Source organism: Streptomyces sp. NPDC046465 (genome assembly GCF_040646035.1).
Taxonomy (GTDB): Bacteria; Actinomycetota; Actinomycetes; order Streptomycetales; family Streptomycetaceae; genus Streptomyces.
Window position 1 is genome coordinate 53,399 of sequence record NZ_JBEYZK010000026.1, and the last position, 22,267, is coordinate 75,665.

General features: G+C 71.5%; 18 protein-coding genes. 10 read left to right on the forward strand and 8 right to left on the reverse strand.

Features of this window, described 5'->3' with window-relative positions:
• Nucleotides 1-246 precede the first annotated feature (246 nt).
• Complete coding sequence (locus tag ABZ953_RS32400; protein ID WP_361731493.1) at nucleotides 247-816, forward strand: adenylosuccinate lyase; 570 nt, start codon at nucleotides 247-249, stop codon at nucleotides 814-816.
• Between the two features lie 150 nt (nucleotides 817-966).
• Here ABZ953_RS32400 and ABZ953_RS32405 read toward each other — a convergent pair whose 3' ends face one another.
• Entirely contained in the window at nucleotides 967-2,577 is a 1,611-nt protein-coding gene (locus tag ABZ953_RS32405) for an alpha/beta hydrolase (protein WP_361731496.1), read from the reverse strand.
• A 122-nt stretch (nucleotides 2,578-2,699) separates the two neighbouring features.
• On the reverse strand, nucleotides 2,700-3,746 hold the full coding sequence (locus ABZ953_RS32410; RefSeq protein WP_361731499.1) for an Rv2578c family radical SAM protein: 1,047 nt from the start codon (nucleotides 3,744-3,746) through the stop codon (nucleotides 2,700-2,702).
• Nucleotides 3,747-4,044: 298 nt separating this feature from the next.
• Here ABZ953_RS32410 and ABZ953_RS32415 point away from each other — a divergent pair, with 298 nt between their 5' ends.
• From ABZ953_RS32415 to ABZ953_RS32450, 8 genes are all read left to right on the forward strand, one after another.
• A complete protein-coding gene (locus tag ABZ953_RS32415) occupies nucleotides 4,045-4,575 on the forward strand; it encodes a GNAT family N-acetyltransferase (protein WP_361731502.1) in 531 nt (176 codons plus the stop codon).
• Nucleotides 4,576-4,633: 58 nt separating this feature from the next.
• Nucleotides 4,634-5,881, forward strand: coding sequence for an arsenic transporter (locus ABZ953_RS32420; RefSeq protein WP_361731505.1), 1,248 nt, complete (start codon nucleotides 4,634-4,636; stop codon nucleotides 5,879-5,881).
• Nucleotides 5,882-6,000: 119 nt separating this feature from the next.
• Nucleotides 6,001-6,444: an SRPBCC family protein gene (locus ABZ953_RS32425; protein WP_361731508.1), complete on the forward strand. Its 444-nt coding sequence runs from the start codon at nucleotides 6,001-6,003 to the stop codon at nucleotides 6,442-6,444.
• 239 nt (nucleotides 6,445-6,683) lie between these two features.
• Nucleotides 6,684-9,149 (forward strand): MFS transporter, encoded by a 2,466-nt coding sequence (locus ABZ953_RS32430; RefSeq protein ID WP_361731511.1) that lies wholly within the window; start codon nucleotides 6,684-6,686, stop codon nucleotides 9,147-9,149.
• Between the two features lie 164 nt (nucleotides 9,150-9,313).
• The gene (locus ABZ953_RS32435; protein WP_361731513.1) at nucleotides 9,314-11,752 is read left to right on the forward strand and encodes a SpoIIE family protein phosphatase; all 2,439 of its coding nucleotides are present in this window, start codon (nucleotides 9,314-9,316) and stop codon (nucleotides 11,750-11,752) included.
• A 150-nt stretch (nucleotides 11,753-11,902) separates the two neighbouring features.
• Nucleotides 11,903-12,625 (forward strand): methyltransferase, encoded by a 723-nt coding sequence (locus ABZ953_RS32440; RefSeq protein ID WP_361731515.1) that lies wholly within the window; start codon nucleotides 11,903-11,905, stop codon nucleotides 12,623-12,625.
• Between the two features lie 157 nt (nucleotides 12,626-12,782).
• On the forward strand, nucleotides 12,783-14,258 hold the full coding sequence (locus tag ABZ953_RS32445) for an adenylosuccinate lyase family protein (RefSeq protein WP_361731518.1): 1,476 nt from the start codon (nucleotides 12,783-12,785) through the stop codon (nucleotides 14,256-14,258).
• Nucleotides 14,255-15,061 carry a methyltransferase domain-containing protein gene (locus ABZ953_RS32450; RefSeq protein ID WP_361731521.1) on the forward strand — a complete coding sequence of 269 codons (807 nt, stop codon included), beginning with the start codon at nucleotides 14,255-14,257 and terminating at the stop codon, nucleotides 15,059-15,061. Before ABZ953_RS32445 ends, ABZ953_RS32450 begins: the two co-directional genes overlap by 4 nt.
• An 8-nt stretch (nucleotides 15,062-15,069) precedes the next feature.
• On the opposite strand, the gene serC is transcribed toward ABZ953_RS32450, so the two are convergent.
• The 5 genes from serC to ABZ953_RS32475 form a co-directional block, all read right to left on the reverse strand.
• Nucleotides 15,070-16,191 carry a 3-phosphoserine/phosphohydroxythreonine transaminase gene (serC, locus tag ABZ953_RS32455; RefSeq protein ID WP_361731524.1) on the reverse strand — a complete coding sequence of 374 codons (1,122 nt, stop codon included), beginning with the start codon at nucleotides 16,189-16,191 and terminating at the stop codon, nucleotides 15,070-15,072.
• Between the two features lie 4 nt (nucleotides 16,192-16,195).
• Nucleotides 16,196-17,578: a glutamate-cysteine ligase family protein gene (locus tag ABZ953_RS32460; protein ID WP_361731527.1), complete on the reverse strand. Its 1,383-nt coding sequence runs from the start codon at nucleotides 17,576-17,578 to the stop codon at nucleotides 16,196-16,198.
• A gap of 66 nt (nucleotides 17,579-17,644) precedes the next feature.
• On the reverse strand, nucleotides 17,645-18,310 hold the full coding sequence (locus ABZ953_RS32465) for a class I SAM-dependent methyltransferase (protein ID WP_361731530.1): 666 nt from the start codon (nucleotides 18,308-18,310) through the stop codon (nucleotides 17,645-17,647).
• The gene (locus ABZ953_RS32470) at nucleotides 18,310-19,473 is read right to left on the reverse strand and encodes an amidohydrolase family protein (RefSeq protein WP_361731533.1); all 1,164 of its coding nucleotides are present in this window, start codon (nucleotides 19,471-19,473) and stop codon (nucleotides 18,310-18,312) included. The genes ABZ953_RS32465 and ABZ953_RS32470 overlap by 1 nt, the downstream gene beginning before the upstream one ends.
• A gap of 41 nt (nucleotides 19,474-19,514) precedes the next feature.
• On the reverse strand, nucleotides 19,515-20,471 hold the full coding sequence (locus tag ABZ953_RS32475) for a LysR family transcriptional regulator (protein ID WP_361731536.1): 957 nt from the start codon (nucleotides 20,469-20,471) through the stop codon (nucleotides 19,515-19,517).
• Between the two features lie 147 nt (nucleotides 20,472-20,618).
• Between ABZ953_RS32475 and ABZ953_RS32480 the strand changes: the two genes are divergently transcribed.
• Nucleotides 20,619-21,008, forward strand: coding sequence for a VOC family protein (locus tag ABZ953_RS32480; protein WP_361731539.1), 390 nt, complete (start codon nucleotides 20,619-20,621; stop codon nucleotides 21,006-21,008).
• A gap of 19 nt (nucleotides 21,009-21,027) precedes the next feature.
• Here the strand turns inward: ABZ953_RS32480 and mmsB are convergent, their stop codons facing one another.
• On the reverse strand, nucleotides 21,028-22,260 hold the full coding sequence (gene mmsB / locus ABZ953_RS32485; protein WP_361731542.1) for a multiple monosaccharide ABC transporter permease: 1,233 nt from the start codon (nucleotides 22,258-22,260) through the stop codon (nucleotides 21,028-21,030).
• Nucleotides 22,261-22,267: the final 7 nt, after the last annotated feature.

Consider the following 22,267-nt stretch of genomic DNA (forward strand, 5'->3'; position numbering starts at 1 on the left):
ACGCCCGGTGAGGGGAGCCGACCGGCTCTGTCCCGGAGCCACGTCGTACTGAGGTACCTGAAGTACCGAACCGACCAACACTCGCGGCGGCTGCGTCACCAGGCCGCCACGAGACAAGAAGACTGCTACAGGGAGGGTGCCCCGCTCACATGAGACTAACCGGCGAGTAACGAGCGCGCCAGCCCGCGATGTTTCCCGGTGCCTGTGATCTACATCGCGACCGCACATAAGGCTTAGGCTCGCGCCATGGATGAGGAGTTGCGCACGGTGACGGAACGCTTACGGGCCGAGGCGGGCGGGTCGCGGGAGTACGAGAGGCTGGTCGCCGCCGGGGATCCCGATGAGCTCGCCGAGGCGCTCGTCTCGCCCGGCCAGCCCCTGTGGGCGCGGGAGTTGGTGGCGGTCAGGCTCGGCGTCGCGGGGGACCGCAGGGCCTTCGAGTCGCTCGTCCTCCTCCTCAACCACCGGGACCCGCCGCGGTGCGCCGCCGCGGCCCACGCCCTGGCGCGGCTCGGCGACCCGCGCACGGCGCGCGCGGCGGCCGCCCTCGCCACGAACGAACTGCGTATCGCCTACGCGCTGTATCCCGTGCGCCTGCTGACCGAGCTGCGCGCCCCCGAGTCGGCGCCCGCGCTCATCACCACGCTGCAGCGCAGACTGGCGCCGCACGACCCCTACGGCAAGATCGCCCTGGCGTGCGTGGAGGGGCTCGGGGCGCTGGGGGACGGGCGGGCCCGCCCGGTCCTCATGGCCGCGCGCGGCCACCCCCGCCTCGCGGCCGCGGCGTCGGCGGCGCTGGCCCGGCTGCCGGAGTGAGGTGCGGGCGCGTTCCGCGCCTCCCGCGCGGCCGGCATGTGCGCCATGTCCGTCACGAAGTACGTCAGCTTCACGACGTCCTCGAAGACGACATGGGTGTACGCGGTGGCGGGGGTGACGCCTTCGGGGCGCTGATGCGGGTCAGTCCGCTCATGCCCCCATGGTGGACCATGGGTGTGACAGCGCCCCGCGGCCGGACCCCGACGCACCCTTCCCGGCCTTCGCGGGCTTCGGGTCCGGCAGCGCGTCGCACACCGCGTCGACCTCGCCGCCGCTCTCCGGCACCTCGCCGTCCGCCAGGTACGCGGCCAAGTGCCGGTCCAGGCAGGCGTTTCCGCTCAGGGTGACGCCGTGGTTGCCGCCGCCCTGCTCGACCACCAGACGGGAGTCGTGCAGCTTGCGGTGCAGGGTGACGGCGCCGTCGTACGGGGTGGCGGGGTCCTCGGTCGCCTGGAACAGCAGGACCGGCGGCAGTGCGGAGTTGGAGGTGTCCGGCGCGCTCAGGTGGTGTGTCGGCCAGAACGCGCACGGGGCGTTGTACCAGGCGTTGTTCCAGGTGGAGAACGGCGCCTTCTCGTGCGCCGCCTCGTTGTCGTCGCGCCATGTGCCCCAGTCGCGCGGCCACTGCGCGTCCCGGCACTGCACGGCCGTGTAGACGCTGTAGCCGTTCTCGCCCGCGGCGTCCACGGCGCCGAACCTCTCGTACGCCTTGACGAGCGGGGCGCTCTTCCCGCCCTTCGCGTACGCCGCGAACGCCTCGGCCAGGGCGGGCCAGTAGCCGTTGAAGTAGGCGCCGGGAATGAAGGTGTCCTCCAGCTCGGCGCCGCCCACCTTCTTGCCCGCGGGCTTCTTGGTGACCGCGTCCCGCATCGCGTACCACTTGGCCTCGACCCTGCCCGGGTCCCTGCCGAGGCCGTACGCCGCGTCGTGCCGGGCGATCCAGGCCATGAACGCCTTGTGGCGGGCGTCGAAGGCGTAGTCCTGGCGGAGGTTGTCGTCGTACCAGATGCCCGTCGGGTCGACGAGGGAGTCCAGCGCCATGCGGCGCACCCGGTGCGGATAGAGCTTTCCGTAGAGGGCGCCCAAGTAGGTGCCGTACGAGTAGGCGTAGTAGCTGATGCGGTGCGCGCCGAGGGCCGCGCGGATGTCGTCCATGTCCTGCACCACGCTCACCGTGTCGATGAACGGCAGGATGTCCGCGTACTTCGAAGAGCACGCCTGCCCGAACTCCCGTGCCCTGTCGAGGTTGGCGCGCTCCAGGGCGGGCGTGGTGGGGACGGTGGCGGGGCGTACGGGGGAGAAGTGGCCGGGGCGGCAGTTGAGCGCGGGCTTGCTCTTGCCCACGCCCCGCGGGTCGAAGCCGATCACGTCGTACTGCGCCGCCACCTTCTTCGGGAGCTTCCTGGCGACGAACCCCGCCATGCTCAGCCCGCTGCCGCCCGGCCCGCCGGGGTTCACCAGGAGCGGCCCCTGGGAGGTCTTCGCGGTGTGCGGGACGCGGGAGAGGGCGACAGTGATCCGTCTGCCGCCCGGGTCCTGGTGGTCGAGCGGCACCTTCAGCGACGCGCACTGCAGCGTCGGGCTGTTCTTGGTGGCGCACTTCTTCCACGGGAGCGGGGTGTGCGCCTGTGCGTACGGGGCCGGGGCCGGGGCGGGGACGGTGTACGAGGCGGCCGGGGCGCCCGCTGCGGGCGGCACCGCTGTCACCATCCCCGCCGCCACGGCGGCGACTGAGCAGAGTACGACGGTGCGCTTCTTCATCCGGCCTCCCAGAGCGATGGGTTCGGGGCCCGGTAGGCCGCGAACCTTGGCGCATGCTCCCGGAAACCGCGTCTGGAAGGGGCTGATCCGGCGGGAAATGACCCGAAAGGGGGCACGTCGCCTCAGAGCAGCGTGAGTTGCGTGGGGCCGACCGTGGACTCGGCCGTGGGTCCGGCCGCCTCGGGGACGCGGATCCGTCGTGCCGCCGCCGCGCGCGTGGGGCCGATCCCGAACTCCTCGGCCAGCTCGTGCACGTGCCGGGTGATGCGGCGCTGGTACCACTTCGGGGCGTAGGCCCCCTCCGCGTAGAGCCGTTCGTACCGCCGCACCAGGTGCGGGTGGTGCCGCCCGAGCCAGGCCATGAACCATTCGCGCGCGCCCGGCCGCAGATGCAGGACCAGCGGGGTCACGGAGGTCGCGCCGGACGCGGCGACCGCCCGCACCGTGGCGCGCAGCTGGTCGGGGTGGTCGCCCAGGAACGGGATGACGGGTGCCATCAGGACGCCGCAGCCGATGCCGTGCTCGCTCAGGGTGCGGACCGCGTCGAGGCGCCGCTCCGGAGCGGGTGTGCCCGGCTCGACGGTGCGCCACAACTCCTCGTCGGTGAAGCCCACGGACACGGAGATCCCGACGTCTGTCACCGCGGCCGCCTGCCGGAGCAGATCGAGGTCGCGCAGGATCAGCGTGCCCTTCGTCAGGATCGAGAAGGGGTTTCCGTGGTCCCGCAGCGCTTCGATGATGCCCGGCATCAGGCGGTAGCGGCCCTCCGCGCGCTGGTAGCAGTCCACGTTCGTGCCCATGGCGATGTGCTCGCCGTGCCAGCGCGGCGAGGCGAGCCTGCGCCGCAGCAGCTCGGCGGCGTTGACCTTGACGACGATCTGGCTGTCGAAGCCGAGGCCGGTGTCCAGGTCCAGATAGCTGTGGGTCTTGCGCGCGAAACAGTAGACGCACGCGTGCGTGCACCCCCGGTAGGGGTTGACCGTCCATTCGAACGGCATGCGGGACGCGCCCGGCACGCGGTTCACGATCGACCTGGCCCGGACCTCGTGAAAGGTGATTCCCCTGAACTCAGGGGTGTCGAAGGTTCTGGTGGTCACCGCGTCCGCGCCGAACAGCGCGGCGTCGACGGTCCCCGGACGTGGCTCGTCGGAGAGGTTCTCCCAGCGCATGACGCCTCCTCGGTAGCACTGACCACAGAATAGAACATGTGTTCCCTTGATCGTGCGAGCCGGGTCCGGAGAGCGTGTGTGGGCGAGGTGCGCTTGGTAGGGTCATGTCACGCGCGACGTGTCCAGGGGACGTACACACCCACACGTGCACACACGCGCCATCGGACCGCGACGAGGGAGGTTGATGAATATGGCCCGCCGGACGCTTCGTCAGCATGCCCCTGTCCGGGCCCCGCGATTCTGAGGCGACAGAGCCCACCGCGAGCGGCCCGGTCGTCCGAACGACCTGGAGTGTCGCGTGTCTTCTCATCCCTCTTCCCCCACTCTCCCCTTCGCCGGTACGGACCTGATCACCGAGCGCCTCGTCCTGCGGGACTGGTCCCTCGACGACGTCTCCGCCGTCGTCCGCGACGAGCGGCCCGGCCACTGGGCGGCGGACTTCCCCGCCGACGGCGACCGCGTCATCGCGGGCTTCGCCGCCGGGCAGCCCGACGTGCCGGGAGCGCACGGCCACCGCCTGATCATCGAGCGGGAGAGCCGTCTGGTGGTCGGCTCCATCAGCCTGCTCTGGCCGCCGAGCGAGGGCGCGGTGGAGTTCGGCTACGGCGTGGTGCCCTCGCGGCGCGGCCGCGGCTACGCCCCCGAGGCCGCCCGCGCCCTGGTGACGGCCGCCCTCGCCGTACCGGGAGTCACCGTGGTCCACGCCGACGTCGAACTGTCCAACCCGGCCTCCGTCCGCGTCCTGGAGAAGGCCGGGCTGCACCGCTGGAGCGACGACGGGACGATCGCCCGCTTCCGCGCAGTCGGGTCCGGCCCGACGCTGCCGTAGGGGAGCCCGGCGCGGGGCGGCGGCCGGGCGGGGCGGCGGGCGATGCATGATCAAAGGCATGCTCGTCGAGTCCCTGTCCGTCGCCGCCCTGGCCGTGGTGCTCAGCTGCGCCGTCGTCCGCCCCTTCCGCTGGCCCGAGGCCGCCTTCGCCGTGCCCGCCGCCGGTGTCGTGATCGCGTGCGGGGCGATCCCGCTCGACGACGTACGGGACGAGGCCGCGCGGCTCGGCCCCGTGATCGGCTTCCTCGCGGGCGTCCTGGTCCTTGCCAAGCTCTGCGCCGACGAAGGGCTCTTCCACGCCTGCGGCAGCTGGATGGCGCGCCGGGCCGCAGGACACCCCCGCCGACTGCTCGGCGCCGTCTTCGCGCTCGCCTCCGTGATCACCGCGGCCCTGAGCCTCGACGCCACCGTGGTCCTGCTGACCCCGGTCGTCTTCGCCACGGCCGCCCGCATGGGCGCCCGGCCCGCGCCGCACGTCTACGCGAGCGCCCACCTCTCCAACACCGCGTCCCTCCTGCTGCCGGTCTCGAACCTGACGAACCTCCTCGCCTTCACCGCGACCGGCCTGAGCTTCACCCGGTTCGCGCTGCTCATGACGCTGCCCTGGCTGGTCGCCATCGCGGTCGAGTACGTCGTCTTCCGGCGGTTCTTCGCCGCCGACCTCGACGCCCCTGCCGAAGGCGCCGAGGCCGCGGAGCCGCCGGAGATGCCGCTGTTCGCCCTCGTGACCGTCGCGGTCACGCTCGCCGGGTTCGCGGTGGCCTCCACCGTCGGCGTCGACCCCGCGTGGGCCGCCGCGGCCGGGGCGGCCGTCCTCGCGGTCCGGTCGCTCGTCCGCCGTCGTACGACACCGGTGGCGATCCTGCGCTCCGCCTCGCTGCCGTTCCTGGCCTTCGTCCTCGCCCTCGGCGTCGTCGTCAGGGCCGTCGTCGACAACGGACTCGGTGACGCCCTCGGCCATGTCCTGCCGGACGGCACGGGGCTGCCCGCGCTGCTCGGCACCGCCGCGGTCGCCGCGCTGCTCGCCAACCTGATCAACAACCTCCCGGCCGTCCTCGCCCTGGTCCCGCTGGCCGCGCAGGGCGGCCCCGGCGCCGTCCTCGCCGTCCTGATCGGCGTGAACATCGGACCCAACCTCACCTACGCCGGTTCCCTCGCCACGCTCCTGTGGCGCCGCATCGCCCACCAGCACGACCACGAGGTGCACCTCGGGCGCTTCACCCGCCTCGGGCTCCTCACCACACCCGCCGCCCTCGTCCTGTCGACACTCGCACTGTGGATCTCGCTCCGGCTCCTGCCGGGCTGAGGGGCGAGGGCTCAGGGCCGAGCAAGCCCGCTACCAGGGACCCGATTTGGGAGGCCGGTGCGCAGGGTGGTTGGCTTTCCACGAAGCCCCCGAGAAACACACATGCTGGAGGAAGTGCAATGGCGCAGGTCGAAGCGGTCGCGGAGCGGACCATCACGGCAAAGCCTGACGACGTCTTCGACGCGCTGGCCGACTACAACGGCACGCGCGAGAAGCTCCTTTCAGAGCACTTCAGCGAGTACGAGGTGCGCGAGGGCGGCGACGGCCAGGGCACCCTCGTCCACTGGAAGCTCCAGGCCACCAGCAAGCGGATCCGCGACTGCCTCCTCGAGGTCAGCGAGCCCACCGACGGCGAGCTGGTCGAGAAGGACCGCAACTCCTCGATGGTCACGACCTGGACGGTGACCCCGGCGGGCGAGGGCAAGTCCCGGGTCGTCGTCACCACCGTGTGGAACGGCGCGGGCGGCATCGGCGGCTTCTTCGAGAAGACGTTCGCGCCCAAGGGCCTCGCACGCATCTACGACAACGTGCTCGGCAATCTCGCCGCCGAGGTCGAGAAGTAGGACCCGCGGCGGGCGGGCGGCCGGTGCCGCTCGCCCGCCCAACTCCCGCGTAACCCATCAGGGTTGCTTTCACGCTCACCGTTTCGAGTGGTTTTCCGCTCGGCTCCGTTGTACGCCGTAGGGCTCCTACCGGCGCTTACGCTCCTGAGGCCCCGCGCGAGGGCGACTCGTCGCGCTTGCTCGCTGTTGTCGCGTAATGCGAGAAATGGGCGGCGCAGGCGCGACGAGGGGAGCAGGACGTGGGCGGGACGACGCTGGTGAAGGTCGCCGGACAGGACGGGCGGAGCAAGCGGCTCGACCGGGACGAGCGGCACCGCGACGAGGGCGACACGCCCCCGGCGGGGGACGACCGGGGGCACGGCCAGGGGCCACCGGAGGCTCCGGACCCGGCGGGTCACGGGCTCAGCCCCAGCGGCGTACGGATGGTCTTCGTCGGCCTGATGCTCGCCCTGCTGCTCGCCGCACTGGAGCAGATGATCGTCGCCACCGCCCTCCCGAAGATCGTCGGAGAGCTGCACGGCCTCGACAAGATGTCCTGGGCGATCACCGCCTACCTGCTCACCTCCACCATCGGCCTGCCCATCTACGGCAAGCTCGGCGACCTCTACGGGCGCAAGGGCGTCTTCCAGTTCGCCATCGTCATCTTCGTCATCGGCTCGGCGCTCGCGGGCTGGTCGCGGACGATGGACCAGCTCATCGCCTTCCGCGCGCTCCAGGGCGCCGGTGCGGGCGGCCTGATGATCGGCGTCCAGGCGATCATCGCGGACATCGTGCCGCCCCGGCAGCGCGGCCGCTACATGGGCCTGATCGGCGCCGCGTTCGGCCTCGCCTCGGTCGCGGGCCCGCTCCTCGGCGGCTTCTTCACCGACCACGTCTCCTGGCGCTGGTGTTTCTACTTCAACGTGCCCTTCGGCCTCGTCACCCTCCTTGTCGTCACGCTCGTCCTGAAGCTGCCCAAGCCCACCGCGAGGGGCCGGCTCGACGTGCTCGGCGCGCTGCTGCTCGCCGCCGCCTCCACCTGCCTCGTGCTGCTCACCAGTTGGGGCGGTACCGAGTACGAGTGGGGCGACCGCGTGATCCTCGGGCTCGGCGCCGGGGCCGTCGTGGCGAGCGTGCTCTTCCTGGTCGCCGAGAAGTTCGCCGCAGAACCGATCATTCCGCTGCGCCTCTTCCGTGATCCGGTCTTCAACGTCACCTCTCTGGTGGGCATGGTCATCGGAATCGCCCTCTTCGGAGCGGCCAGTTATCTGCCGACCTTCCTGCAGATGGTCGACGGCGCCAGTGCCACCGAGTCCGGCCTCCTGATGCTGCCGATGATGGGCGGCATCGTCGGCGCGTCGATCGTCTCCGGGCAGCTCATCAGCCACACCGGGCGCTACAAGATCTACCCGATCGTCGGCGGCGCCCTGTCCGTCGTCGGCATGTGGCTGCTCTCGCGGCTCGAAGTCGACACCTCGCGCCTTGAGTACAGCATCTGGATGGCGGTGCTCGGCGCGGGCATCGGCCTGGTCATGCCGGTCCTGGTCCTCGCCGTGCAGAACGCGGTGCGCCCCGCCGACCTCGGCACCGCCACCAGCGCCAACAACTACTTCCGGCAGATCGGCGGCAGCGTGGGCGCCGCGATCTTCGGCACGCTCTTCGCCGACCGGCTCGCCGACGCGCTGCGGGACCGGATCCCCGCCGGTGCGGGACGGGCCCTGCCCGACGCCGAGTCCATCACCCCGCAGCTCGTCCACACGCTGCCCGCGTCGCTGCGCGACGGCTACATCCAGGCCTACGCCGACGCGATGCCGCGGATCTTCCTCTATCTGGTGCCGGTGCTCGTCCTCGGCATGCTGCTCGCCTTTTTCCTCAAGGAGACCCCCCTGTTGTCCAGCGCCGCCTCCTCCCACGCAACCGCCGCCGGGCCCACGCCCGTACCCCAGGCCCGCACGGCGCCGTACGCCGCGGGAGTCCCGGTCTGCGGCACCGTGCAGCACCCCGACGGCACCGTGGTGCCCCGCGCGGCCCTCACCCTCATCGACGTGGGAGGGCAGCAGATCGGGCGCGGCGCGAGCGGCGAGGACGGCCGGTACGCGCTGTCCACGCCGGGCACGGGCTCCTTCGTCCTCATCGCGGCCGCGGGCGGACACCAGCCGCAGGCCGTCACCGTCACCGTCGGCGAGCGGCCCGTCGAGCTCGACGTGGTCCTCGGCGGGGCGGGGCGCCTCGCCGGGACCGTGGTGACCGCCGACGGCGCCCCCGTCAGGGACGCCGCCGTCACCCTCACCGACGTCCGCGGCGAGGTCGTCGCCAGCACCCGCAGCGGACGCGAAGGCGGCTACGTCATCACGGAGTTGGTGGCAGGCGAGTACACGCTCGCGGCGAGCGCCCCCGCGTTCCGCCCCGCCGCGCTGCCCGTCAGCGTGCAGGCCTCGCGCGAGACCCGCCAGGACGTGGAGCTCGCGGGCGGCGCCGTACTGCGCGGCACCGTGCGGGCCAGCGGCGGACGGCCCGTGGAGGACGCGCGCGTGACCCTGCTCGACGCGGCGGGGAACGTCGTCGACACCCTGACCACCGGAGCGGACGGCACCTTCCGCTTCGTCGACCTGTCGTCCGGCGAGTACACCGTGATCGCGGCGGGCTACCCGCCGGTCGCCACCGTCCTCCAGGTCGCGGGCGGCGGCCGCACGGAGCGGGACCTCCAGCTCGGCCACGAGGACTGAGTGCCAGAGGACTGAGTGCCAGGGGACCGAGTGCCAGGGGGCGTGCGCCGGTGCCCCGGTCCTGCCGGGCAATTCCCGCATTGCCCGGCACGGCAACCCGCGGCGGCCGTACGGTGGTTGGTGGCGGCTCAGATCTTGTGCTGCCGCGGGAAGGAGCAGAAGCCATGGAACAAGGCACTCCAGGTGAGCCGGTGACGCAGAGTGCCGCGTCCGGGCGCATCCCTCTCGCCGTGGTCGTGGTCGACGGAGCGGGCCTCGTATCGCACTGGAGCATCGGTGCGCGCCGCCTCTTCGGGTACGGCAAGGAGGAGGCCGTCGGCCGCCCGGTGGGCGATCTGCTCCCGGTGCACGGCGCCCTCCAGGAGGACCGCGAGCCCTATGGGGCGTACGACGGACTCGGCCCCGACCTGGAGACCTCCCTCGACGGACGCATCTCCTACCCGGCGGCGGGGCGCGCCCGGCTGACCGGCCCTGGCGACGGCGGCGGCCGCCGCAGGGTCGACGTGCTGTGGTGGGCGTATCCGCTGGTCGGCCCCGGCCCCGAGCGGCTCCTCGTGCTCGCCGCCGACGCCGCGCGGCTGCACGCCGGACAGCACGACGAGCAGCACGACGAACTGGTGGAGCGGATCGCGCCCGCCTTCGCGCTGCACACCGACTTCCCCGGCGCGGACGAACTCGCGGCCCGGCTCCCCGAGATCCTGCCGAGCATGAGCGTGGGCGAGAGCGCCAGGATCGTCTCGCAGGTCCTCGAACTGGGCTATCCCGTCCTGGAGTTCAGCCGCCACGACCGGGTACCCGTCACCCCGGACTGGGGCGTCGCCCGCCGGGCCGAGCGCAAGGAGCGCAGACAGCGCGCCGCGCAGGCCGCCGCCGCCGGGCTGCCGGTGGCCCCGGACGCGGTGGACGACGAGGCGGAGGACCTGGAGTACGCGGCGGTGCGCGAGCACCTCGAATTCCTCAACGAGGTCAGCGGGCGCATCGGTTCCTCGCTCGACCTGTCGCGGACGATCGTGGAGGTCAGCAAGGCGGTCGTGCCGCGCTTCACGGACGTCGCCGGTACCTACCTGCGTGAACAGGTCGTCGCCGGAGAGGGGTTCCCCGAGGGCGTCCCTGACGAGACCACCATGTGGCACCGGGTCGCTCTGGAGCACACCGACGAGCCGGGGCGCTGGGACGACGTGGTGCCGGTCGGAGAGTCCATGCCGTTCCCCGTGCACACGCCGTTCTTCCAGTGCATGACCTCGGGCGACCCGGTGCTCGTACCGCGCATCACCGAGGAGATGGGCAACGCCATCGCCTCCCAGTTCGAGAAGCGCGACATCCGCCCGCTCATCAACCACCGCTCGATGCTCGTCGTGCCCCTGAAGGCGCGCAATGTGGTGCTCGGGTTCATGATCCTGCTCCGTCACCGGGAGCGGCCCGTCTTCAACGACATGGACCGTGTCACCGGCGCCGAACTGGCCGCCCGCGCGGGCCTCGTGCTCGACAACGCGCGCATGTACACGTACCAGGAGAGCGTCGCCGACACCCTCCAGGACAGCATGCTGCCGCACATCCAGCCCCGGATGTCCGGCTGCGACATAGCGACCCGCTATCTGCCCGGCACGCTCCTCGGCCGGGTCGGCGGCGACTGGTTCGACTCCGTCAAGCTGCCCGGATCCAGGACCGCGCTCGTCGTCGGCGACGTGATGGGCCACGGCCTCAACTCCGCCGCCATGATGGGCCAGTTGCGTACGGCCGTGCAGACCATGGCCGCCCTCGACCTGCCCCCGGAGCAGCTCCTGCGCAACCTCGACGACCTGGCGCAGCGCCTCGGCGAGCACTATCTGGCGACGTGCCTGTACGCGGTCTACGACCCGATCGCGAGCGAGCTGCACCTCGCCAACGCCGGACACATCCCACCCGTTGTCGTCCGCGCCGGGGACGGCCGCAGTGAACTCCTCGACCTGCCCACGGGCGCGCCCATCGGCGTCGGTGGCGTGCCCTTCGAGTCGGTCGTGGTGCGGGTGGCGCCCGGCGACCGGCTCCTCATGTGCACCGACGGCCTCGTCGAGGTGCGCGGCGAGGACATCGGCGTCGGCCTCGCCACGCTCACCGAGTCCGCCGCGCACCCCGCCGCCTCCATGGACGACGCCTGCGACACGATCATCCGCGCGCTCAACACGCGGGGCGGCCGCAAGGACGACGTGGCGCTCCTGATGGCCAGGCTCAACGGCATCGAGGCCAGGGACGTCGCGCACCAGCGGCTCGCCGTCGACCCCAGCGAGGTGGGCAGGGCACGCGAGCTGGTCCGCGCCCAACTGCGGGCGTGGTCCCTGCAGTCCCTGAGCGATACCGCCGAACTGCTCGTCGACGAGCTCGTCACCAACGTCGTGCGTCACTCCCGCAGCAGCCGCATCGACCTGCGCCTGGTCCGCTCCGGCGCACTCCTCTGCGAGGTCGAGGACGACGACCAGACGCTGCCGACCCTGCTCAGCGCGGGCCCCGGCGACGAGTTCGGGCGCGGCCTGCGCGTGGTGAGCGCCCTGGCGAAGGAGTGGGGCACGAGCCGGACGCGCCAGGGGAAGACGGTGTGGTTCGAACTGGGCCTGCCGCGCCGCTAGATGACGCCTGATCGGGCGCACGCCCGGCGGCCACGCATCGAATGAACGGTGAAGGAAACGCGCGGGCGTCTTGTCCGCGTGCCCGGGGCGCGGTAGACCGATCTTGTCGCCGGCTTCGGCGGCTCTCGTCGCACCCCGGGGAGCACGGACATGAGCGTCACGAGCCGGTACAGAGAGGCCTGGGAGGGGTTCTGGCGGGATGCCCCCGACGATCCGGGAGCGGTCTTCTGGGACGCCGAACCCGCCCTCACCGCAGGGCTCCATCTCGCGCTCTTCGAACCGCACATGAGCGCCGCGGGGCTGCCCCTCGTCGACCTCGGCTGCGGCAACGGCACCCAGACGCGCTTCCTCGCCGACCGCTTCCCGCGCGTCCTCGGCATCGACCTGTCGGCGGCCGCCCTCGACCACGCCCGGCGCGCGGACCCGGCGGGACAGGTCGACTTCCGGCAGCTCGACGTGGCCGCGACGAGCGAGGCGGAGCAGCTGCACGCGGAGGTCGGCGACGTGAACATCTACATGCGGGGCGTCCTCCACCAGTGCGATCCCGCCGACCGGCGGCCGCTGCTCGACAGCATCGCCACGCTGCTCGGCGACCGCGGCCGCGCCTTCCTCGTCGAACTCTCGGAGGCGGCCCGCCCCGTCCTGCTGGGCCTGGTGCAGAGCCCCACGGGACCGCCGCCGAAGCTGGCCCCCATCTTCGCGCACGGCCTCGCCCCCGCCGAGGCGGTCGACGCCACGGTGGACGAGGAGGTCGAGGCGGCCGGGCTCACGATCCTTGCGGGCGCCGAACTCCCGCTGACGTCCACGGAGTTCAGACCGGACGGCACGCGCATCGAACTGCCCGCACGGTGGCTGGTGGTGGGTGCCTCGTAACGTACGCGGGTGTCGGTCGTGAGCCTCAATCGGCTGGAAGCGGTCTAGCTCGGGGGCAGGACCGGGTCGGATGCCTTGGCGCGTGTCGCAGAGATGGGCATGTTGGCACCGAACGGTTCTGACGGGGAAGCTAGCAACCTCCAGGATGCGAGGATTCATGGCTGTTTCTGACCAGCGCCTGCGGCACGACGGGCGGCGCGAGCCGTGTGGACACGAGCGCGCCCACATCACCGACTCCCTGTTCCACGGCGGGGGTTACGCGACGCAGGAGAGCCGAAGGATCTTCTGCGACCGGTGCCGACTACAGCGCTGGCTGCGGGTGGAGGCGGCGCTCACCTCGTGCCAGGAGCGGCTGGGGATGGTCGCCCCGGGCACCGCGGCGGAGGTGGCCCGTGCGGGCGAGCCGGGGCGCATCGACCTCGCCGCCCTGGCCCCCGAGTTCCGTCGGACGGGCCACTCGCTGGTGCCGCTGCTGCGCGGCCTGGAGGGGGCGTGCGAGGGCACGGCGGGGGAGATGGTGCATCTCGGGGCGACCACCCAGGACATTCAGGACACCGCGCAGTCCCTGGAGATGCGCGAGGTGCTCGCGGAGGTGGACGCCGGGGTACGGACCATGGCGGCGGTTCTGGCCGACCTCGCCGTGGAGCACCGGGAGAGCCAGATGCCGGGGCGCACGCACGGACAGCCGGCGCTGCCGATCACGTTCGGGCTCAAGGTCGCCGGCTGGCTCGACGAACTGCTCCGGCACGCGGAGCGCCTTGGGCAGTTACGGCCCCGGGTCCTGACGGCCCAGTTGTCCGGGGGCGTCGGCACCATGGCGGGGTTCGGCGGGCGCGGCCGCGAGCTGCTTGAACTGTTCGCCGAGGAGCTGGGGCTCGGGGTGCCCATGGTCGGCTGGCATGCCGCCCGGGACCGGGTGGCCGAGTTCGGGACCGCCCTCGCGATGCTCACGGGGACGCTGGCGCGCATCGCCGACGAGATACGGGTGCTGTCGCGTCCTGAGGTCGGCGAGGTGTCCGAGGGGTGGCAGTACGGCCGGGTGGGCAGCAGCACGATGCCGCACAAGCGCAATCCGGAGCGCTCCGCCCAGGTGGTGCTCCTTGCCCGGCTCGCCCGCTCCCACGCCGCCCTCGGGATCGAGAGCATGGTGCAGGAACACGAGCGGGACTCGCGCGGCCTGCGGATGGAGTGGGTCGCGGTCGCCGACGTATCGCACTACACACTGGCCGCCCTCGGCACGCTGAACGACGTCCTTGCCGGGCTGCGGGTCGACAGCGGGCGGATGGCCGCGAACACGCGGGCCGCGGCCGAATCCCTCTGTACGGAGGCGGTGATGCTGGCCCTGACACCGTCGATCGGCAGGCAGAGCGCGCACGCCCTGGTGTACGAGCTGAGCCAGCGGGCCCGGAGCGACGGCACACGGCTGCGTGACTGCCTCCTTGCGGACGCCACCGTCACCAAGTGGCTCTCCGCCACCGACGTGGACGCCCTCCTCGACCCCTCCCGGTACCTGGGGGAGGCACAGGAGCTGACCGACCTCCCCGTGGACCGGGCGCGGCGGTGGCTGGCCGCCACGGGGCCCGCGGAGCCCCGGCGGCCGGGTCCCGCTCCCGCGGAGGGCTCGCTCTCGTGACGGGGCTGCTCCGTTTCGACGGGGAGCGGGCGACCGAGGCCGACACGGAGGCGCACACCGCCGACATGGTCGCCCAGCGTCGGCACCTGCGCCGTCAGCTCGGTGTGCGGGCCGGGAGCACGCTCCTCGACGTCGGGTGCGGGCCCGGCTATCTGCTCTCCGAACTGCGCGAGGACACCGGCCCCACGGGGCGCGTCTGCGGCATCGACATCAGCGAATCCATGCTGGCACTGGCCCGGGAGCGCTGCGCGGACGCCACCGCGTCCGCCGCGCGGGGCGCCGTCGACCTGAGGACCGGGCGCGCCGAGAGCATTCCCTTCCCGGACGCGACGTTCGACGCGGCCGTCGCCGTGCAGGTCTACGAGTACGTGGAGGACATCGGGCGGGCGCTGGACGAGCTGTTCAGGGTGCTGCGGCCGGGGGGCCGTGCCGTGGTCCTGGACACCGACTGGGACTCGCTGGTGTGGCGCTCGGCCGATCGCGAGCGGATGCGGGACGTCCTGGAACTCTGGGAGGACCACGTCGCCCACCCCCGCCTTCCGCAGCAACTGGGGCCGCTGCTGCGGACGGCGGGATTCGAGGAGGAGCCGCTGACCACGCTGACCTTCGTGGACCGGGAGCTTGACCCGGGCAGGTACAGCTACTGGCAGGTCGGTTTCATCGAGGCGTTCCTCGCCGGTCACCCGCGCGCCCGCGTGGAACGGACCCGGGCCTGGAGCGGGGAGCTGCGGGAGCTGGCCGCCGCGGGTGACTACTTCTTCAGCCTGGGCCGGTACGCCTTCACCCTGCGCAAACCGGACTGACTACCCGGTCAGCCGCGCAGGCGCTCGAACTCGCGCAGGAAACCGGCCAGGGCCCGGACGCCGTCCTCGGACATGCCGTTGTAGACGGAGGCGCGGACACCGCCCACGGTCCGGTGACCCGCCAGGCCGAGCAGGCCCTCGGACTCGGCCAGGGCGACGAACTCGCCCGTCAGTGACTCGTCGGCGAGGCGGAAGACGATGTTGGTGACGGAGCGGTGTTCGGCCCTGGCCGTGGGGCGGTAGAAGGCCGACCGGTCGAGTGCCCCGTAGAGGAGGGCGGCCTTGGCTTCGTTGTGCCGCTCGACGACGGCCAGGCCGCCCTGGTCCCGCACCCACTCCAGGACCAGGGAAAGCACGAACAGGGCGAAGGTGTTGGGTGTGTTGTCGAGCGAGCGCGTGTCGGCCTGGACGGCGTAGTCGAGCAGTCGCGGGGTGCCGGGCAGGGCATGTCCGATCAGGTCGTCCCGGACGGTGACCAGGGCCATTCCGGCCGGCCCCAGGTTCTTCTGGAACCCGGCGTACACCACGCCGAACCGGTCGTGGTCGAGCCTGCGGGACAGGATGTCGCTGGTGGCGTCGGCCACCAGCGGTGCGGGCACGTCGTGCGGGAAGTCGGTCCACCGGGTGCCGTACACCGTGTTGTTGCTGGTGAGGTGGAGGAACGCGGCGTCGCTCGGGCAGTCGCGCGCCGGTACGGCCGGTATCCGGTCGAATGAGGTGGCCGCGCTGCTCGCGACGGTGCGCGCGGTGCCGTAGCGCGCTCCCTCCCGGGCCGCCTGCCGGGCGAAGAGGCCCGTCTCCACATAACCGGCGGTGCGGGTGGCGGACCGGCCGATCAGGTTGAGGGGGACGGCGGAGCACTGCATCCGTGCACCGCCGTGCATGAAGAACAAGTGGTGGCTCCGGGGGAGCGCGCACAGGCTGCGGAAGAGCGTCTCCACGGTGTCCAGGATGTGGGCGAACCGCGCTCCTTTGTGGCTGATCTCGACGACGGAGGCCCCGTCCCCCGCGTGGGCCAGGAACTCCTCGCGTATCCGCTCCGCCACCGGGCGGGGCAGCGTCGCGGGCCCGGCGCAGAAGTTGTACGCGTACCGGGGCGGCGCGGCGGGTAACGGGAGCCGCTCTCTCACCTCGTCACATCCTCAGCTGCTCGACCAGCGCCTCGATTCCCTCGGCGCGCAGCAGGCCGACCGCGTCCGACGCGGGGTTGGTGCGGTCCCGCAGGCGCCGGGCCAGTGGCTCAAGCTCCTCGACCGGCGCGGCCTGCCCTCGCCTGAGCCCTTCGTCCGCGACGGTGAACGCCCGCCGCGCCCACTGCTCCAGCGGGGCACCGGCCACCTCGGCGTCCCAGCCGTCGGCCTGGACCTGCGGCATGGCCGCACACGACCGGGCGAGGGACCAGGGGCGGAAGAGCTGTTCGCACTGGTCGATGTTCTCCAGCCAGCCCAGGATCATGGCCAGCCAGGCGAAGGTCTCCTGCCTGCTCATGGTGGGCAGGTGCCGCACCTCGACGAAGGTGTCGCGGCCGCCGTTGCGCAGCACGGACTCGGGCCGCCCGGCCGCCACCGCGGCGAGGACCTCCGCGACCCCGCACGTCTCGTCGAGCTGCATCCGGACGCGTACCGCGGGCCAGTAGAAGACGAGGCCCGACGCCAGGTCGTCGACCGTGCACGACAGGCTGCGCTTCGCGCCCTGGAAGTCGACGAAATCCGCCTCGCCCGCGGCGGCGAACCCCGTCGTGGTCAGTTCCGGGTCCACCGGCCGGTAGATCATGCCCGCCCTGGTCACCTCGAAGACGGGGGTGGCCCACGCGTCCCGCATGTACTGGGCCAGGCCGCTGTAGGTCCGGCGGGGGAAGAGGAGCCGGTCGGCGAAGAACGGGTTCGACTCGGCCAGTTCCATGTAGCCGCGCATCCGCAACGACATCCAGGGCTGCACGCGTTCGCCGAATACCGCGGAGTTCGCACCCCACGCGCACAGCAGTGGCGTCATGGTGATCAGGGTGTTGCAGACCTTCATCACATCGGGCAGCGGCACGTCGATGTTGAACTGGACGGCTGCGAAGCCCGGCCACGCGTCACAGGCGTAGTGCCCGGGGAACCGCTCGGCCTGGGCCAGCCAGAACTGGTAGTGCCCCTTGTCGGCCAGATACGCCCTGCCCAGGGTCTCGGTACGCGGCTGGCAGCCGTGGGCCAGGACGGACAGCCCTTCCGCGCCCATGGCGGGGAGCAGCAGGGAATCGAGAGTGTCGTGCCACGCCGCCTTGGCCGCGGCGAAACCCTCCTCCGGCGGGAGGGCCATCTCCACCGTGCAGAATCCGTAGTCGTTGCCCACGTCCAGCGTGCCGTTGCCGCGGCGGGACTTGACGCCCACCACGGTTCCGCTCGTGGCGTCGGCGTAGGTGGAGAAGCCCTCCTGCCGGGCGAGCCGCCCGAACAGGGCCTGCACGGAACGCTCGTCGGCCGCCATGCCCCGGGCGTCGACGGTGGGCAGTTCCGACTCGATGCCAATCTTCACGTGCAAGCCTTTGCCTCAGTGCCAACGGTGTCGGGGGAGACGTTAGAGTCCGGGACAGTCAATCGCTCAGCGCATGGGAACGTTTTCACGCTTTGTGGTGACTTCGAGTCCGTCGCCCAGTGCGAGCATGTGGCTCTGCGCGTCGGGGAGTTCGCTGATATGACGGCGATAGCGCGCGATCACTTCCGCGTTCTTCCGCGGTATCAGCACATTGTCGGCCACGACAAGGCCGCCTGGGCGCAGTACGGGCCAGCACGCGTCGAAATCCCGCACGTACAGCTCTTTCCAGTGGTCGAGCAGTACGAGGTCCACCGGGGCGGAGAGGGACGGCATCAGGTCCGGGGCCTCACGGGTGGTCAGTTCCACGTGGGCGTCCAGGCCCGCCGCCGTCAGATGGGCGCGTTGCTCGTCCTGCTTGTCCTGGTCGACCTCGATCGAGTAGAGGCGCCCGCCCGTGGCCCGCACCGCTTCCGCGAGCCACACCGTGGAGTAGCCCACCGAGCCGCCGATCTCCACGACCGTCCGGGCGGCGACGGCCCTGACCAGCGTGTTCAGGAAGAGGCCGACCTCGGGGCCGACGTCCAGCATGAAGGACCCCGCGCGTTCGCGCAGCGCCGTACCGCCCGCCGCGCGCAGCACTTCGAGCTCCTGCTGCTCCTTGCGGGAGCGCGCTTCCAGTTCGCCGAGCACCGCTTCGGTCCGCGGGTCGAGAGACGGGACCGCCGGCTGCATCAGGCGGCTCCGAAGAACCGGCGGGCGTTCTCGCTCAGGATTTTCCGCTTCACCGTCTCGCTGATGTCGCCCCGGTCGGCCAGGGCCGTCACCGCCCCGGGGAACTTCGCGTCGAAGTGCGGGAAGTCGCTGGCGAACAGGAGGTTCTCCGCCAAGCCCTGCTCGACGAGCATCGGCAGCAGCGGGTCCTCCGGTTCGATGCCCAGATAACACTGGCGCTTGAAATAGGTGCTGGGTTTCTCCGGCAGCGGTTCGCGGTCCTTGGCGAACTGCTCGACATGGTCGTCCATACGGTTCAGCCAGAAAGGGGCCCAGCCCGCGCCGGTCTCCATGAAAGCGAAGTGGAGAGCGGGGTACCGCTCCATCACCCCGCCCGTGATGAGCAGCATGACGGCCGCCATGTGCTCGAACGTGTGGCTGACCAGATGGCCCTGCATCGTGTCGTGCGTACGTTCCGTGCCGATGCGCGGAATGCGGGCGACGCCGAATCCCTCGTGGAAACAGACCGCCATGGAGTGGCGCTCGCAGAACGCCCAGAGGGCTTCGTACACCGGGTCGTCGACGTTCGTCCCGGCCACCGTGTTGGGCCGCAGGATGACCGTACGGACGCCGTTGTCGAGGGCCCTGCGCGCCTCGTCGAGGGCGAGCACGATGTCGTGCTGGGGCAGCGCGGCGACGGCCAGGAGCCGATTCGTGTCCGCGGAGCAGTACTCGACGGCCCAGTCGTTGTACGCCTTGGTCACCTCGTGGGCGAAGGCGGAGCTGCGCAGGGCGGGCAGGAGCCCCAGGACCTTGGAGGGAAAGATGTAGGCCTGGGATATCCCTTCGCGGTCCATCGCCTTGAGCCGGTCCTGGGGGTCCAGGCCTCCGCGCCGCAGTGCGTCGAGCACTTCCACGGTCGCCGGGTCGTCGAACTGCCAGCTGCCCGGTGTGTACGTGGCCCCCTGGGTCTTGCCGAACCAGGCGGCCTGGGTGGGCTTGCCGTGGAAGGTCGCCGACGGGCCCTCGATGACGCGGCCTTCCGCGACAAGGACGTCGTCCTCGTACTGGGGCATCCATGCGGCGTACTTCTCCGGGATCCTGCCGCGCCACCACTCGTCGGAGTCGGGTAACACGATGTGGCTGTCGGCGTCGATCACCGGGTAGTCAGGACGGGCGACCATGAACCACTCCTCTTGAGTGTTTGTCCGCACACGCTGCGTGTCTAGCCTGGTAGGCCAGGATTCTGGCCTGCGACCGGAAGAGGGGGAAGTGGGCCTCTCGCCAATGGCGGGTTTGTGCCCACGGCCCCCGACCGCCCGGCGTCCGGCAGGGCGAGGAACGCGGCGGCCGCGGGCGACGGCGTGAACCGGCTCCAGACCAGGTGCTCCACCCGTACGGGACCGTCGCGGACCGGCACGCTCCGCAGGCCGTGCAGTTCAGCGGCGAAGGCTGCGGGCAGCAGGGCGATGCCCAGTCCGTGGCGGACGAGCCGGGCCATGAGCTCGACACCGGCCTCGAAGGCGACCTCGCGGCGCAGCCCGGCCGCCGCGAACGCCTCGTCGGACTGGGCGCGGGCGACGGTGCCCTCGGCGAAGTCCACGAACACCTCCTCGGCGAGGCGGGGGAGGCCCACCTCCGCCTCCGTGGCCAGGGGGTGGTCCGGGGCGACCACGGCGACGTGCCGCCCGTGGGCGAGTTCCCTGTCGTTCACGCCCTGCGGGCGGAACCCGGGCTGCACGCCGAGGAACGCCGCGTCCAGAGCGCCGTCGCGCACCTGCTCGACGAGCCGCTCGCTGGAGCCGGTCCGCAGGCTGATCCGCACCTGGGGGTAGCGCAGGCGGTAGTCCCGCAGCACCGCCGGGAGGTCGACGGCCGCGACCGTGGGGATCGATCCGATGGTCAGCCTGCCCCGGATCTCGCCGGTGGCGGCCGCCACCTCCGCCCGCGCCCGCTCGGCCGCTTCCAGGGCCTGGCGCGCGGCGGGCAGGAACGCCTCACCGGCGGCGGTCACGCGCACCCGGCGGCTGGTCCGCTCGAACAGCCGGGCGCCCAGCTCCTTCTCGAGGCGGGCGACCTGGTGGCTGAGCGCGGACTGGACGACGTGGCACCGCTCGGCGGCGCGGGTGAAGCTCGCGGTCTCCGCCACCGCGACGACGTACCGCATCTGCTGGAGGTCCATGTGATCCATCGTGAAACACGATGGATCACATGACAAGCATGTGTTGGACCGATGGATCGCTCTTCGACGATGCTGAACCCACCGGTCAACGACCGCTACCGCTACCGCCACCGGCGCCCTGGGCGCCCCGCATCAACGGAGACCCCCATGCGTGTGATCGCCTTCGACCACCTCGTCCTGAACGTCGCCGACATCGAGCGTTCGCTCGCCTTCTACACCGGCCCGCTGGGCCTCGAACCGGTACGGGTGGAGGAGTGGCGTGCGGGCAAGGTCCCCTTCCCGTCCGTGCGGGTCAGCCCCACCACCATCATCGACCTCATCACGGGGGCCGACGGCGGGCCGCGGGGCTCCAACGTCGACCACATCTGCCTGGTCGTCGAGCCGCTCGACTGGCAGCAGGTCATCGACTCCGGCGCCTTCTCGGTGGTGGACGGCCCCGGCGAGCGTTTCGGCGCCCGGGGCACCGCGCTCTCCCTCTACGTGCGGGACCCGGACGGCAACACCGTGGAACTGCGGTGGTATCCGCAGGACGCCTGAGCGCATCCCGGGCCAGGCGCTAACGCCCCGCCTTCCGCTTGTTCCACACGTCGAATCCGACCGCGGCGAGCAACACGAGCCCCTTGATGACCTGTTGGTAGTCCGTGCCGATCCCGACGAGTGACATGCCGTTGTTGAGGACGCCGAGGACCAGGCCGCCGATCACCGCGCCCAGCACCGTGCCGACACCGCCGCTCATCGAAGCGCCGCCGATGAACGAGGCCGCGATCGCCTCGAGTTCGAAGTTGAGGCCTGCTTGCGGGGTGCCCGCGTTGAGGCGGGCCGCGTATACGCAGCCCGCCAGGGCCGCGAGCACGCCCATGTTGACGAAGACCAGGAAGGTGACGCGCTTGTCCTTGACGCCCGAGAGCATCGCGGCGGCCTTGTTGCCGCCGAGGGCGTACACGTGACGGCCGATGACGGCGTTGCGCATCACGTAGCCGAGGCCGATCAGCAGTCCGCACATGATGAGCATGACGACCGGCACGCCGTGGAAGCTGGCCAGCGTCAGCGTGAAGGTGACCACCGCGGCCGTCATCGCCACGCACTTCGCCGCCCACAGCCCGGTCGGCAGCACCTCCAGGTCGTACGCCGTCTGCCGCTTGCGGTCGCGCCATTCGCGGATCAGCAGGAAGGCGACGGTGGCGAGGCCCAGGACGAGCGTGGGGTTGTGGTACTGCGTGTACGGGCCCGTCTCCGGGATGAAGCCCTTGGCGATGTTCTGGAAGCCCTCGGGGAAGGGCGCGAGCGACTGGCCCTCCAGGACGATCTGCGTCAGCCCCCGGAAGAGCAGCATGCCGGCCAGCGTCACGATGAACGACGGGATGCCGACGTACGCGATGAAGAAGCCCTGCCACGCGCCCGCGACCGCCCCGATCAGAAGGGAGAGGACGAGCGCGAGCACCCACGGCATGTCGTGTTTGACCATCATCACCGCCGACATGGCGCCGACGAAGGCCACAAGCGAGCCGACGGACAGGTCGATGTGGCCCGCGATGATGACGATCATCATGCCGATGGCCAGGATGAGGATGTAGCCGTTCTGCTGGATCAGGTTGGAGACGTTGTTCGGCAGCAGCAGCGTGCCGTCGGTCCAGATCTGGAACAGCACGACGATGAACGCCAGGGCGACGAGCATGCCGTACTGGCGCATGTGGGAGCGCATGCTCTGGATCAGCAGCGCGCCGGTCGACGGCGCGGCGGGCGCCGAGGGGGCGGACGGGTCCCGCGGGGGAGTGGTCGTGGTGGTCATGGCGGGC